The following is a 12,848-nucleotide window of genomic DNA, read 5'->3' on the forward strand; positions in this document are numbered from 1 at the left end:
GCCGCCATCCGGCGTGATGTGAGGCAAAAATGCAAAAGAGGCTTCTTACTTCACCACACACAACAGGACAGGCTGCATGTTGTACGGGTTTTCAGGCGTAATTTTACAGGGCGCGATCGTCACGCTGGAACTGGCGCTCAGTTCCGTGGTGCTGGCCGTGCTTATCGGTCTCGTCGGCGCGGGGGCGAAGCTTTCGCAAAACCGGGTAACGGGGCTTATTTTTGAAGGATACACCACCCTGATTCGCGGGGTGCCGGATCTGGTCTTAATGCTGCTGATATTTTACGGATTGCAAATCGCGCTTAACGTGGTGACCGATTCGCTGGGTATCGACCAGATAGATATTGATCCGATGGTGGCCGGTATTATCACCCTTGGTTTCATCTACGGCGCCTATTTTACCGAAACCTTTCGCGGCGCGTTTATGGCGGTGCCGAAAGGCCATATCGAGGCGGCGACGGCCTTTGGTTTTACCCACGGGCAAACCTTCCGGCGGATTATGTTCCCGGCGATGATGCGTTACGCCCTGCCGGGGATCGGCAATAACTGGCAGGTGATACTCAAAGCGACGGCGCTGGTGTCGCTGCTGGGCCTGGAAGATGTCGTCAAAGCCACGCAGCTTGCCGGTAAAAGCACCTGGGAGCCTTTCTATTTTGCCGTGGTCTGTGGACTTATCTACCTGGTATTTACCACCGTTTCCAATGGTGTGCTGCTCTTACTTGAGCGTCGCTATTCCGTGGGCGTGAAGAGGGCCGATTTGTGATTGAGATCATTCAGGAGTACTGGAAATCCCTGCTGTGGACGGATGGCTATCGTTTTACCGGCGTGGCGATTACGCTGTGGTTGTTAATTTCATCGGTGGTGATGGGCGGTCTTCTGGCGGTGATTCTGGCGGTAGGTCGCGTTTCCAGTAATAAATTCATCCGTTTTCCCATCTGGCTGTTTACGTATATTTTTCGCGGCACGCCGCTGTACGTACAGCTACTGGTGTTCTATTCGGGGATGTATACGCTGGAGATAGTCAAAGGCACCGATCTTCTTAACGCGTTTTTCCGCAGCGGACTGAACTGTACCGTACTGGCGCTGACGCTGAATACCTGCGCGTACACCACGGAAATTTTCGCCGGGGCGATTCGTTCGGTACCGCACGGTGAAATTGAAGCGGCACGGGCCTATGGCTTCTCGTCATTTAAAATGTATCGCTGCATTATTTTGCCGTCGGCATTACGCATCGCCTTGCCTGCCTACAGCAACGAAGTGATTTTAATGCTGCACTCTACGGCGCTGGCGTTTACCGCGACGGTGCCGGATTTGTTGAAAATCGCCCGCGATATTAACTCAGCGACTTACCAGCCGTTTACCGCGTTTGGCATTGCCGCCGTGTTGTATTTACTCATTTCGTATGTCCTGATAAGCCTGTTCCGTCGGGCGGAAAGACGCTGGTTGCAGCACGTGTCCTCTAAATAATTCGAGTAACATGATGTCAGAAAATAAATTACACGTTATCGATTTGCACAAACGCTACGGCGGTCATGAAGTGCTGAAAGGGGTATCGCTGCAGGCCCGCGCCGGAGATGTGATTAGCATCATCGGCTCGTCCGGCTCCGGTAAAAGTACTTTTTTGCGCTGTATTAACTTCCTCGAAAAACCGAGCGAAGGCGCGATTATCGTGAACGGTCAGAACATTAATCTGGTGCGCGACAAAGACGGGCAGCTCAAAGTGGCGGATAAAAATCAGCTACGCTTGTTGCGTACCCGCCTGACGATGGTGTTTCAGCACTTTAACCTCTGGAGCCACATGACGGTGCTGGAAAATGTGATGGAAGCGCCGATTCAGGTACTGGGATTAAGCAAGCACGACGCGCGCGAGCGGGCGTTGAAATATCTGGCGAAGGTGGGGATTGATGAGCGCGCTCAGGGCAAATATCCCGTCCATCTCTCCGGTGGCCAACAGCAGCGCGTTTCTATTGCGCGCGCGCTGGCGATGGAACCTGACGTTTTACTGTTCGATGAACCCACATCGGCGCTCGATCCTGAACTGGTCGGCGAAGTGTTGCGCATCATGCAACAACTGGCGGAAGAAGGCAAAACGATGGTGGTGGTCACGCATGAAATGGGCTTCGCCCGCCATGTCTCTTCGCACGTTATTTTTCTGCATCAGGGGAAAATTGAAGAAGAGGGCGATCCGGAGCAGGTGTTCGGCAATCCGCAAAGCCCGCGTTTACAGCAATTCCTGAAAGGCTCGCTGAAATAAAAGAAGCCCGGCGGCGCATCGCTTACCGGGCAGGATACGGCGCTTTAGGAACTAGCGAATCACATCCGCCAGCGCCTCTTCTAAATCATACCAGCGAAATGCGAATCCGGCGGCTTCAAGCCGTTTTGGCAGCGCCCGCTGTCCGCCCAATACCAGCACTGACGACTCTCCCATCAATAAGCGAATTGCCGTCGCCGGAATGCGAATAATCGCCGGGCGGCGCAGCGCGCGACCCAGCGCATGAGCAAAATGCTCATTATGGACGGGATACGGCGAGACCATATTGAAGGGACCGCGAAGATCGTTATCCAGCAGCCACAGGATGCCGTTGACCATATCGTCGATGTGAATCCAGGCCAGATATTGCCGACCATTACCCACCGGACCGCCGAGCCCGAGGCGAAACGGCGGAACCATTTTCCCCAGAATCCCGCCTTGCGGCGCCAGGACAACGCCGGTACGCAGCAGGCAGACGCGGGTCTGGTCGCTCTGCGCACGACAGGCAATCTGTTCCCAGCGGGCGCAAAGTTTATGCGTAAATTCGTTGTGCGGCGGCTCATCTTCAGTGACGACAACGTCGCCCAGATCGCCGTAATAGCCCGTGGCGGAGCCGGATATCAACACCGAGGGCGGCGTTGCGCTGGCATGAATTAAATCCACCAACTTTTGCGTGATAGCCCAGCGGCTTTGGCACAACCGTTCTTTTTGTTGCGACGTCCAGCGCTTGTCGGCAATCGGTTCGCCCGCCAGATTGATGATGGCATCAATCTCATTGAGGTGCTCACGTTCCGCCAGCCCTTTCCATAATGTCACTCTGGAATCGAGAATCTGACGCGCGTTATCGGGATTGCGCGTAACGACCGTCACCTGATGCCCCAGTGTTAACAGCCGGGGAATGAGATGACGCCCTATCAGGCCCGTACCGCCGGTAATCAGAATCTGCATATGACCTCCAGAGTAGGGAGGATTTCCTCTTCCCTAATGTCAGGTTTTTAATACGAATAAGGGTGCCGGACGCAGGTTTTTTCCGTGTATACACCTCTACATCATACATGATGTATGCTACCGCGTTATGCTTTCGCACTGTTACAGTGCAGTTGCGCTTGTAACAGTGCGCGCGCTGTCGCAGGACGCGTGCGAATGCGTTCAAACCAGTTATACACCGCCGGGTAGCTATCAAGATCGATTCGCTGACGCTGATGTGCGTTAACCCACGGCCAACTGGCGATATCCGCAATACTGTAGTGGTCGCCGCCCAGCCACGGGGAGGTTTCCAGGCGTTTATTCAGGACGTTGTATAAGCGTTGCGTTTCAACCTGATAGCGTTCAATCGCATAGGGGATGGCCTGCGGCGCAAAATGGTTAAAGTGGTGATTCTGGCCCAGCATCGGCCCTAACCCGCCGACCTGCCAGAACAGCCATTGCAGCGTGGTATGGCGTTCACGCAGCTCCCCGCTAAGCAGTTTGCCGCTTTTTTCCGCCAGGTAGAGAAGAATTTCGCCGGATTCAAAAAGACTAAGCGGTTGACCGCCGTCTGCCGGGGCGTGATCGACGATGGCAGGAATTTTATTATTGGGAGAGATAGCCAAAAAATCAGGGCGAAACTGATTGCCCTTGCTGATATCTACTTTTAGCAAACGATACGCCAGCTCCGCCTCTTCCAGAAACAGCGTTATTTTATGCCCGTTGGGCGTGGGGGCGTAGTAAAGGTCAATCATTTTGGCTCCTGCATGTGCGTAAAGAGTCTGGGCTGAATTAAGTATAGAAAGCCTCCTGATGTGTGTGAGTTTTCATCAGGTGACAGCAGGCGAAAGACGCTATATTTTGGGAAGAAACTTAATACGCCCTCAAGAGGACATTATGAGTAAGCCTGTTATTGTGCTGTGGTCGGATGCGAACTTTTTCTCTCCCTACGTCTTGTCCGCCTGGGTGGCATTACAAGAAAAAGGGCTTTCCTTTACTCTGAAAACTCGCGATCTGGACCAGGGAGAACATCTGCAACCTGGCTGGCGAGGATATGCGCTGACGCAGCGCGTACCGGTGCTTGAGGCCGACAATTTTGAGCTGAGCGAGTCGTCCGCTATTGCGGAATACCTGGAGGAGCGTTTCGCGCCGCCGCAGTGGGAGCGTATCTACCCGCACGATTTACAAAAACGCGCCCGCGCGCGACAGATTCAGGCGTGGCTACGCAGCGATTTACTGCCGCTTCGCGAAGAACGGCCTACCGACGTGGTGTTTGCCGGGGCGAAAAAAGCGCCGTTAAGCGAGGCTGGAAAAGCCAGCGCGGCAAAACTGTTTGCGACGGCTGAAGCGCTATTGGGGCAGGGGACGCAAAATTTATTTGGTGAATGGTGCATTGCCGATACCGATCTGGCATTGATGATCAATCGTCTGGCGCTGCATGGCGATGACGTGCCGACATCGCTGGCGGCATATGCGACATTCCAGTGGCAGCGTGCTTCCGTACAGCGTTTTATTGCGCTTTCCTCGAAGCGTTCAGGCTGAAAATCTATTCATATTCCAGTATCATAACGCCGTTTTTCACAACGAGGAGTGAGCGATGAAACTGATGTTCGCATCGGACATTCATGGTTCTTTACCCGCCACGGAACGCGTGCTTGAGCGGTTCGCGCAAAGCGGCGCGCGTTGGCTGGTGATATTAGGCGATGTCCTTAACCACGGGCCGCGAAATGCGCTGCCTGAAGGCTATGCGCCCGCCCAGGTCGCCGAACGCCTGAACGCGGTGGCGACGCAAATCATTGCCGTGCGCGGCAACTGCGATAGCGAAGTGGATCAGATGCTGCTGCATTTCCCGATAACTGCGCCGTGGCAGCAAATATTGACGCAAGAGAGGCGGCTATTTTTAACGCATGGGCACCTCTTCGGGCCGACGAATCTGCCCGCTCTGCATACTGGCGATGTGTTGGTCTATGGTCATACGCATCTGCCGGTGGCGCAACAGCAGGAAGGACTGTATCACTTTAATCCTGGGTCAGTGAGCATCCCGAAAGGCGGGTATGCGGCAAGCTACGGTATTCTGGATGATAATGTGTTGAGCGTAATCGCACTCAATGATCAAAGTATCATTGCGCAGGTTGCAATTAACTCGTAATTTACCTCACAAACGTAAATGCGCCGTAAGAGCGCCAGAAATAAGAAGGTTTCCTGATGGTGGAACAGCGTCGTTTGGCAAGTACGGAATGGGTGGATATTGTGAATGAAGACAATGAAGTCATTGCACAGTCCAGCCGGGAACAGATGCGTGCGCAACGCTTACGGCATCGTGCGACGTATATCGTCGTTCATGATGGTATGGGTAAAATTCTGGTGCAGCGTCGTACCGAAACAAAAGATTTTTTGCCCGGTATGTTAGATGCTACCGCAGGCGGCGTGGTCCAGGCTGATGAGCAGCTACTGGAATCTGCCCGCCGCGAAGCGGAAGAAGAGTTGGGTATTGCAGGCGTGCCGTTTGCCGAACACGGTCTGTTTTACTTTGAAGACCAACATTGCCGGGTTTGGGGCGCGCTGTTTAGCTGCGTTTCCCACGGGCCTTTCGCGCTTCAGGAAGATGAAGTCAGCGAAGTGTGTTGGCTGACTCCGGAGGAGATCACCGCGCGCTGTGATGAGTTTACGCCAGATTCGCTCAAAGCGCTGGCGCTGTGGATGACCCGCAACGCCAAAAACGAAGCCGCGCTCCAGGAGAAACCGGAAGAGACGGAATAAGCGTTTTAGCAGCTTTCCCGCATACATAAACTGGAGGCGATGGATTTCCGATCGCTCCAGTTTCCCTGATTTAACCTTTCCAACAGCGCCCGTCCGGCTTCACTGCCAATCTTACGGTGCGGTACGGCCATGGTGGTTAACGGCGGCTGGCAGACCCGGCTGACATCGCTATCGCCAAACCCGACCACCGCTAAATCGTCCGGAACTTTGATCCGCCGTCGTTGGCACTCGTATAACGCGCCGCAGGCCAGCTCATCCGATACGCATACCAGCGCGTCCAGCTCCGGCCACGCCAGTAAAAACTCCGGCAGTTGCGACGCGCCGGTAGAAAAATTGGGCGGCAAGGCGGCATTAATCACCCGGTTTGGCGACATATGGTGGCGAAGCATCGCTTTGTACCAGCCGTGCAGATGTTGCTGAAAAATCCACTGCTCCTGATTGGCGCATAGCAGCCCGATATTCTGATAACCGCGCTGAATCAGCATTTCCGTCAGCTCATACATTGCCGCAACGTTATCAATACCGATATTCATATCAATAGGATCGCTGCGAATCGCGCCCATCTCCATCACCGGGATAGAGGCATTTTTCAGCCACTGGCGCACAGTAGTGCTATGTTCGACGCTAAGCAGAATCGCCGCGGCAATGTTGGAGGCCAGCAGCGTTTCGAGCAGCTTCTCCTCTTGTTCCACGCGATGCTGCGATTCCGCCAGCATTATCTGGTAGCCTGCGGGCTGTAAAATTTGTTGCAGCCCGGCGAACATTTCAGAACACCCCGCTTCCGCAAGGTTCGGTACGACCATCGCGATGGTGTGCGAGGAGGCAGACGCCAGCGCGCTGGCGGCGAGATTGGGCATATAGCCCAGCTCATGCACTGCCGCTTCGATTTTCTCCCGGAGTTTATCAGAGACCTGTTCCGGCGTGCGTAAGGCTCGTGATACGGTCATCGTGCCTACACCGGCAAGTTGGGCTACATCGGCGATAGTCACTTTACCGGTACTGCGCCGTTTACGGGGTATCGACATACAAATTCCTGCGTCATTACAACATGTTGAGATGCTTTTTTATTGTCGTTCTTTGCTTCGCATGACTGGCAGTATACGCCTTAAATCCGCTTTTTTGCTGTGATTTCACACCATGATTTTAATTTGATAGCGCTATCACAATTCTGAGTAATAGTCGCTGGTAGCGCTATCTTTGTGATAACGATCGCAGCTAATATCGAATGGCTTGAATAAAGTTTGTTCATAATTTCATACACCGTGGGGGCGAATAACATGCTGGGAACCTGGTTATCTGACGCAACCATCACGCTACAGGAGAGCGTGGAAACGTGGCCGCAGGCGCTGGAAATTTGCGGCAAACCCCTGCTGGACGCAGATGTTATCGCACCGGAATACCTTACGGCGATTGTTCAGCAGCACCAAAAGCTTGGACCGTATTATGTATTAGCGCCAGGGTTAGCGATGCCGCATGCGAGGCCGGAAGAGGGGGCGAAAGGGTTAGGTTTATCGTTACTGAAACTACAGCGCGGCGTTTCATTTGGCGCAGACGAATTTGATCCGGTTGACATCATTATTATGCTGGCGGCGCCTGATAAGCACAGTCATATCGAAATGATATCGGCGCTGGCGGAATTATTTTCCAGTGATGTAGATATGGAAAAATTACATCAGGCAAAAAACCTGGAGGACATTAAAACGATTATTGACCGTTTCTGATTTTATTCCATTTTCTTGCGGTAAATAACATTACGCCCGTGCGTGATGCAGACCAACTCTACTTTTAAAAGGTGACAATAATGAAAATCATGGCAATTTGCGGTTCCGGCCTGGGTAGTAGTTTTATGGTAGAAATGAACATTAAAAAAGTATTAAAGAAACTCAATATTGACGCCGAGGTGGAACACTCCGATCTCTCATCGGCCACACCCGGGGCCGCCGATCTTTTTGTAATGGCCAAAGATATCGCGGCCAGCGCCAGCGTACCGGAAAGCCAACTGGTGGTGATCAATAACATCATCGACATCAACGAACTGGAAACGCAGCTGCGCGCATGGTTCGCTAAACAATAATTATTGCTGGCGAGGTGGATATGTTTATCCTTGAAACGCTGAATTTTGTTGTTGATATTTTAAAAGTGCCCTCGGTGCTTGTAGGGTTAATTGCGCTGATTGGTCTGGTGGCGCAGAAAAAAGCGTTTTCCGATGTGGTAAAAGGCACGATTAAAACCATTTTAGGTTTTATTGTGCTTGGCGGCGGCGCAACCGTACTGGTGGGTTCATTAAATCCGCTAGGGGGTATGTTTGAACACGCTTTTAATATTCAGGGCATTATTCCTAATAATGAAGCGATAGTCTCAATCGCGCTGGAAAAATATGGCGCGTCCACGGCGTTAATTATGGCATTTGGTATGGTGGCCAATATTGTCGTGGCGCGCTTTACGCGTCTTAAATATATCTTTTTGACCGGGCATCACACCTTTTACATGGCCTATATGATTGGCGTAATCCTGACCGTGGCGGGGTTTGAGGGCGTAGGGCTGGTCTTCACCGGATCGCTAATCCTGGGGCTGGTGATGGCCTTCTTCCCGGCGTTGGCCCAACGTTATATGAGGCGGATTACCGGTACCGATGACATTGCGTTTGGTCACTTCGGTACCCTGGGATATGTGCTTTCCGGCTGGATTGGCAGCCTGTGTGGTAAAGGCTCCCGCTCCACGGAAGAGATGAACCTGCCGAAAAACCTCAGTTTTTTACGCGACAGTTCTATCTCGATTTCGCTGACCATGATGATTATCTATCTGATCATGGCAGTCAGCGCTGGGCGTGAGTATGTCGAAGCGACGTTTAGCGGCGGGCAAAACTATCTGGTGTACGCCATCATCATGGCAATCACCTTCGCCGCCGGCGTGTTCATCATTCTGCAAGGCGTCCGTCTGATTCTGGCTGAAATTGTTCCGGCCTTTACCGGCTTTTCAGAAAAACTGGTGCCAAACGCGCGTCCGGCGCTGGACTGCCCGGTGGTGTATCCCTATGCCCCTAACGCAGTACTGATTGGCTTCCTGTTCAGTTTTCTCGGCGGGCTGGTGGGGCTGTTCCTGCTTGGACAGATGAAGCTTGTGTTAATCCTGCCAGGCGTTGTGCCGCACTTCTTTACCGGCGCGACCGCAGGCGTCTTTGGCAATGCCACCGGCGGTCGCCGCGGGGCGATGATCGGCGCATTTGCTAATGGTCTATTAATCACTTTCCTGCCAGTGCTGTTACTGCCGGTTCTCGGCGCGATCGGCTTCGCCAATACCACGTTCTCGGATGCTGACTTTGGCGTAATCGGTATTTTGCTGGGTAACCTGGCGCGTTATCTGTCGCCGATGGCTATCACGGGGCTGGTGGTGGCGCTATTCGCGCTACTGGTGGCGTACAACGTGTTGGCCAAAAACAAAAAAGCGACTGCCGAAGTGCAGGAAAATAGCGGAGCGAAAGAATGAACGTAACCGAAATCACCCAACTGGCGCGCGACATTCGCGTCGCCACGCTCAAATCCTTAAACCATCTTGGCTTTGGTCACTATGGCGGCAGCATGTCGGTAGTGGAAACTCTGGCGGTTCTGTACGGCGTGGTGATGAAAATCGACCCTGCCGACCCGGACTGGCCGGAGCGCGATTACTTCGTGCTGTCGAAAGGCCATGCGGGCCCCGCGTTGTACAGTACCCTGGCGATTAAAGGCTATTTCCCGCGCGAAGAGCTGAATACGCTTAACCAGAACGGCACCCGTCTGCCCAGCCATCCGGATCGGCTAAAAACGCGTGGCGTGGACGCCACGACCGGCTCACTGGGACAGGGCATCTCTATTGCGGGCGGTATGGCGTTGTCGCATAAACTGGCGCGGCGACCCAACCGGGTATTTTGTATTGTCGGCGATGGCGAGCTCAATGAAGGGCAGTGCTGGGAGGCGTTTCAGTTTATTGCCCACCACCGCCTGAATAATCTGACCGTTTTCATTGACTGGAACAAACAGCAGCTTGACGGCGAGCTGGAGGAGATTATCAATCCGTTCGATCTGGAAGGGAAATTCCGCGCGTTTGGTTTCGATGTCGTCACCGTCAAAGGCGATGATATCTCCGGACTACTGGCGGTGGTTCAGCCTGTGCTGCCCGCCGATGCCCGGCCACGGGTAGTGATCCTTGACAGCATTAAAGGGCAGGGGGTGCCATGCCTGGAGCAGTTAACGAATTCTCACCACTTACGCCTGACGGATGGCATGAAGCAGACGCTCAATGAGGCCATTCATCAACTGGAGGTCATGCATGATTAAGCTTGCGCCCGCAGGGCTTAAAGACGATATCGAAATGCGCAAAGTTTACGCCGGTTTTGTCGCCGGGCAGATTGAGGCCGGAAGCCCAATTATTGCGCTTGAGGCTGATTTAATGAGCTCAATGGCGATGGACAGCGTGGCGCGTGACTACCCGCAGCATGTCATTAACTGCGGTATTATGGAGGCGAATGTGATTGGCACTGCGGCGGGGCTGGCGCTGACCGGTCGTAAACCGTTTGTGCATACTTTTACCGCTTTTGCCAGCCGTCGCTGTTTTGATCAGCTCTTCATGGCGCTGGATTATCAGCGTAACAACGTCAAAGTGATCGCCTCCGATGCCGGAGTGACGGCGTGCCATAACGGCGGCACCCATATGTCTTTTGAAGATATGGGGATTGTTCGCGGGCTGGCGCACTCCGTAGTACTGGAGGTGACGGATGCGGTGATGTTCGCGGATATTTTACGCCAGCTAATGGACCTGGACGGTTTTTACTGGCTGCGTACCATCCGTAAGCAGGCGACGAGTATCTATGCGCCAGGCTCTACCTTTACCATTGGCAAGGGCAACGTACTGCGCGAGGGCGATGATATTACGCTTATCGCCAACGGCATTATGGTGGCGGAGGCGCTGGAGGCGGCGCGCCAACTGGAGCAGGAAGGCGTGAGCGCCGCGGTCATTGATATGTTCACCTTAAAGCCTATCGATCGCATGTTGGTGAAAAACTACGCGGAAAAAACGCGGCGTATCGTCACGTGTGAAAACCACAGCATCCATAATGGACTGGGGTCAGCGGTGGCGGAAGTGCTGGTGGAAAACTGCCCGGTGCCGATGCGCCGTGTTGGCGTCAAAGAGCGTTATGGGCAGGTAGGAACGCAGGATTTCTTACAACAAGAGTACGGACTCACCGCCGCAGCGATTGTAGAAGCCGCGAAATCACTGCTTTAATCATGGAGATATTGCCGGATGGCGCTGATGCTCATCCGGCATTTTGGATCAATGATATCCCATCATCTGCGCGCCAATGACGACCACGCTGGACATAATAAACAGTAGTCCCAGCAGCGACGCCCCCACTTTCAGCCAGTTGCGAAAATCGACCCGGCACACGCCCAGCGTGGCCATCAGCGAGGCCGATGTCGGATAGATAATATGGCTGAAGCCATCGCCAAACTGGAAGGCCAGAACAGTCACCTGACGGTTAACGCCGACCAGATCGCCGAGCGGCGCCAGTAATGGCATGGTTAACGCCGCCTGGCCCGAACCGGACGTGACAAAGAAATTAAATACCGCCTGGAAGAGCAGCATAAACCAGGCGGCGATAGCATTATTAAGCCCGCTGATGCCATGCGCGATACTGTTAAGCAACGTATTGAGCACGCTGGGTTCCCCGGCTTCGCCGTTGCCGACCAGCAGCAGAATGCCTTTGGCAAAACCCACCAGCAAGGCGGGCGCGATCATCATCCTCGCCCCTTCGGTGAATGAGGACGCCATCACGTTGACCGTCATACCGTTGAGGCGGAAGATAACGCCGATGAGGCCGATCACCACGCCCATGGTGAAAAACTGGCTGGCGATCTCCGGAATAAACCAGGCGTGGACAATCACGCCCCAGACGACCCAAATCATTACGCCGGTCAGAACCAGCAGTACCAGCCAGTCGCCGAAGGTGAAAGGGCGCTGGACGACTTCATCCTGCTGTTCGCGGAAATAGCGATCGGATTCGTGGACGCGGGAAAGCAGCGGATTCTTTTTCACGCGTGAGGCGTAGACCAGCGTAAAAACCAGCCCAATCAGCGTGGCGACAATCCAGACCACAATACGCAGCCCGGAGCCGGAAAGTACCGGCACGCCGGCAATCCCCTGGGCGACGACTACGCAAAACGGGTTCATCCACGAACTGGCAAAGCCAATTTGGGTGGCGATATAGGTCACCAGGACGGTGGTAATGCTGTCATAGCCCAGCCTGACCATCAGCGGGGCTATGATAATTGCAAAGGCGACCGCCTCTTCGCCCATGCCAAATACGGCGCCCCCTAACGAAAAGAGGACAAATAGCACCGGAATAAACAGGACTTCGTTGCCCCGCGTGTGGCGAATAAGCGCCAGAATGCCGTTATCCACGGTGCCGGTACGCATCACGATGCCGAATGCGCCGCCAATCACCAACATAAACATAATGATGCCGACGGCAGTGCCGAATTTCGATCCGGATGTTAACCCTTCAAACGGAAAATTCATCAGCCCTGGTCTTTCATCGCCGGTAGTGAAAAATTGCACGCGATGATACTGCGCTTCCCCGGCCTCATTGGTCACAATGCGAAAAGAGTGCGGATCGACGACTTTGCGGGTTTTTGTCTGACCATCGACCTGATACTGCACTTCCTGGCTATCAAACATCCCAACGGGGACGACCCAGGTGGCGATACTGGTTAAAATGGCGACAAAAAAGATGATGACCAGCGTATCGGGCATTGCCCATTTTCTGGCTGTTTTTGATTCTGTAACGACAGACATGACAGACTATCCCTGTTGCAAAGCAAAGAGGCTAAGTATGAGA

General features: G+C 53.6%; 15 protein-coding genes. 11 read left to right on the forward strand and 4 right to left on the reverse strand.

The window, feature by feature from the left end; all coding sequences use genetic code 11:
- Positions 1-76: 76 nt before the first annotated feature.
- From ACLJTG_RS17915 to hisP, 3 genes are read left to right on the forward strand one after another with little or no spacing between them, the layout of a single operon-like run.
- Positions 77-763 carry a histidine ABC transporter permease HisQ gene (locus tag ACLJTG_RS17915; protein WP_000965498.1) on the forward strand — a complete coding sequence of 229 codons (687 nt, stop codon included), beginning with the start codon at positions 77-79 and terminating at the stop codon, positions 761-763.
- On the forward strand, positions 760-1,467 hold the full coding sequence (gene hisM / locus ACLJTG_RS17920; protein ID WP_000569771.1) for a histidine ABC transporter permease HisM: 708 nt from the start codon (positions 760-762) through the stop codon (positions 1,465-1,467). The genes ACLJTG_RS17915 and hisM overlap by 4 nt, the downstream gene beginning before the upstream one ends.
- A gap of 13 nt (positions 1,468-1,480) precedes the next feature.
- The gene (hisP, locus tag ACLJTG_RS17925; RefSeq protein WP_001293591.1) at positions 1,481-2,254 is read left to right on the forward strand and encodes a histidine ABC transporter ATP-binding protein HisP; all 774 of its coding nucleotides are present in this window, start codon (positions 1,481-1,483) and stop codon (positions 2,252-2,254) included.
- A 51-nt stretch (positions 2,255-2,305) separates the two neighbouring features.
- On the opposite strand, the gene ACLJTG_RS17930 is transcribed toward hisP, so the two are convergent.
- Together ACLJTG_RS17930 and yfcG are read right to left on the reverse strand one after the other, a co-directional pair.
- A complete protein-coding gene (locus tag ACLJTG_RS17930) occupies positions 2,306-3,199 on the reverse strand; it encodes a TIGR01777 family oxidoreductase (RefSeq protein WP_001166274.1) in 894 nt (297 codons plus the stop codon).
- A gap of 125 nt (positions 3,200-3,324) precedes the next feature.
- Positions 3,325-3,972 carry a GSH-dependent disulfide bond oxidoreductase gene (yfcG, locus tag ACLJTG_RS17935; protein WP_000566560.1) on the reverse strand — a complete coding sequence of 216 codons (648 nt, stop codon included), beginning with the start codon at positions 3,970-3,972 and terminating at the stop codon, positions 3,325-3,327.
- Positions 3,973-4,114: 142 nt separating this feature from the next.
- Between yfcG and yfcF the strand changes: the two genes are divergently transcribed.
- From yfcF to yfcD, 3 genes are read left to right on the forward strand one after another with little or no spacing between them, the layout of a single operon-like run.
- Positions 4,115-4,759, forward strand: coding sequence for a glutathione transferase (yfcF, locus tag ACLJTG_RS17940; protein ID WP_000043012.1), 645 nt, complete (start codon positions 4,115-4,117; stop codon positions 4,757-4,759).
- 55 nt (positions 4,760-4,814) lie between these two features.
- On the forward strand, positions 4,815-5,366 hold the full coding sequence (gene yfcE, locus ACLJTG_RS17945; RefSeq protein WP_000772458.1) for a phosphodiesterase: 552 nt from the start codon (positions 4,815-4,817) through the stop codon (positions 5,364-5,366).
- Positions 5,367-5,422: 56 nt separating this feature from the next.
- Positions 5,423-5,977 carry an NUDIX hydrolase YfcD gene (gene yfcD / locus ACLJTG_RS17950; protein WP_000230215.1) on the forward strand — a complete coding sequence of 185 codons (555 nt, stop codon included), beginning with the start codon at positions 5,423-5,425 and terminating at the stop codon, positions 5,975-5,977.
- 5 nt (positions 5,978-5,982) lie between these two features.
- Here yfcD and ACLJTG_RS17955 read toward each other — a convergent pair whose 3' ends face one another.
- Positions 5,983-7,002 carry a LacI family DNA-binding transcriptional regulator gene (locus ACLJTG_RS17955; protein ID WP_000026949.1) on the reverse strand — a complete coding sequence of 340 codons (1,020 nt, stop codon included), beginning with the start codon at positions 7,000-7,002 and terminating at the stop codon, positions 5,983-5,985.
- Positions 7,003-7,254: 252 nt separating this feature from the next.
- Here ACLJTG_RS17955 and ACLJTG_RS17960 point away from each other — a divergent pair, with 252 nt between their 5' ends.
- The 5 genes from ACLJTG_RS17960 (at position 7,255) to ACLJTG_RS17980 (ending at position 11,236) form a co-directional block, all read left to right on the forward strand.
- The gene (locus tag ACLJTG_RS17960) at positions 7,255-7,698 is read left to right on the forward strand and encodes a PTS sugar transporter subunit IIA (protein ID WP_410959041.1); all 444 of its coding nucleotides are present in this window, start codon (positions 7,255-7,257) and stop codon (positions 7,696-7,698) included.
- Positions 7,699-7,778: 80 nt separating this feature from the next.
- Positions 7,779-8,051, forward strand: a complete 273-nt coding sequence (locus tag ACLJTG_RS17965; protein ID WP_000699818.1) for a PTS sugar transporter subunit IIB — start codon at positions 7,779-7,781, stop codon at positions 8,049-8,051.
- Positions 8,052-8,071: 20 nt separating this feature from the next.
- Entirely contained in the window at positions 8,072-9,463 is a 1,392-nt protein-coding gene (locus ACLJTG_RS17970; protein WP_410959043.1) for a PTS ascorbate transporter subunit IIC, read from the forward strand.
- Complete coding sequence (locus tag ACLJTG_RS17975) at positions 9,460-10,290, forward strand: transketolase (protein WP_371062012.1); 831 nt, start codon at positions 9,460-9,462, stop codon at positions 10,288-10,290. Before ACLJTG_RS17970 ends, ACLJTG_RS17975 begins: the two co-directional genes overlap by 4 nt.
- Positions 10,283-11,236: a transketolase family protein gene (locus tag ACLJTG_RS17980; RefSeq protein ID WP_000593034.1), complete on the forward strand. Its 954-nt coding sequence runs from the start codon at positions 10,283-10,285 to the stop codon at positions 11,234-11,236. The genes ACLJTG_RS17975 and ACLJTG_RS17980 overlap by 8 nt, the downstream gene beginning before the upstream one ends.
- Before the next feature lie 48 nt (positions 11,237-11,284).
- Here ACLJTG_RS17980 and yfcC read toward each other — a convergent pair whose 3' ends face one another.
- Positions 11,285-12,805, reverse strand: a complete 1,521-nt coding sequence (yfcC, locus tag ACLJTG_RS17985; RefSeq protein ID WP_000117932.1) for a putative basic amino acid antiporter YfcC — start codon at positions 12,803-12,805, stop codon at positions 11,285-11,287.
- Positions 12,806-12,848 lie beyond the last annotated feature (43 nt).

This window comes from Salmonella sp. SAL00672, from assembly GCF_046552175.1.
GTDB lineage: Bacteria > Pseudomonadota > Gammaproteobacteria > Enterobacterales > Enterobacteriaceae > Salmonella > Salmonella enterica.

What these genes read in the sequence shown, in the direction of transcription:
- ACLJTG_RS17915 (WP_000965498.1), top strand. Translation starts at nt 77, where the DNA reads ATGTTGTACGGGTTTTCAGGCGTAATTTTACAGGGCGCGATCGTCACG.
- hisP (WP_001293591.1), top strand. Translation starts at nt 1,481, where the DNA reads ATGTCAGAAAATAAATTACACGTTATCGATTTGCACAAACGCTACGGC.
- ACLJTG_RS17930 (WP_001166274.1), bottom strand. Translation starts at nt 3,199, where the DNA reads ATGCAGATTCTGATTACCGGCGGTACGGGCCTGATAGGGCGTCATCTC.
- yfcG (WP_000566560.1), bottom strand. Translation starts at nt 3,972, where the DNA reads ATGATTGACCTTTACTACGCCCCCACGCCCAACGGGCATAAAATAACG.
- yfcF (WP_000043012.1), top strand. Translation starts at nt 4,115, where the DNA reads ATGAGTAAGCCTGTTATTGTGCTGTGGTCGGATGCGAACTTTTTCTCT.
- yfcE (WP_000772458.1), top strand. Translation starts at nt 4,815, where the DNA reads ATGAAACTGATGTTCGCATCGGACATTCATGGTTCTTTACCCGCCACG.
- yfcD (WP_000230215.1), top strand. Translation starts at nt 5,423, where the DNA reads ATGGTGGAACAGCGTCGTTTGGCAAGTACGGAATGGGTGGATATTGTG.
- ACLJTG_RS17955 (WP_000026949.1), bottom strand. Translation starts at nt 7,002, where the DNA reads ATGTCGATACCCCGTAAACGGCGCAGTACCGGTAAAGTGACTATCGCC.
- ACLJTG_RS17960 (WP_410959041.1), top strand. Translation starts at nt 7,255, where the DNA reads ATGCTGGGAACCTGGTTATCTGACGCAACCATCACGCTACAGGAGAGC.
- ACLJTG_RS17965 (WP_000699818.1), top strand. Translation starts at nt 7,779, where the DNA reads ATGAAAATCATGGCAATTTGCGGTTCCGGCCTGGGTAGTAGTTTTATG.
- ACLJTG_RS17970 (WP_410959043.1), top strand. Translation starts at nt 8,072, where the DNA reads ATGTTTATCCTTGAAACGCTGAATTTTGTTGTTGATATTTTAAAAGTG.
- ACLJTG_RS17975 (WP_371062012.1), top strand. Translation starts at nt 9,460, where the DNA reads ATGAACGTAACCGAAATCACCCAACTGGCGCGCGACATTCGCGTCGCC.
- ACLJTG_RS17980 (WP_000593034.1), top strand. Translation starts at nt 10,283, where the DNA reads ATGATTAAGCTTGCGCCCGCAGGGCTTAAAGACGATATCGAAATGCGC.
- yfcC (WP_000117932.1), bottom strand. Translation starts at nt 12,805, where the DNA reads ATGTCTGTCGTTACAGAATCAAAAACAGCCAGAAAATGGGCAATGCCC.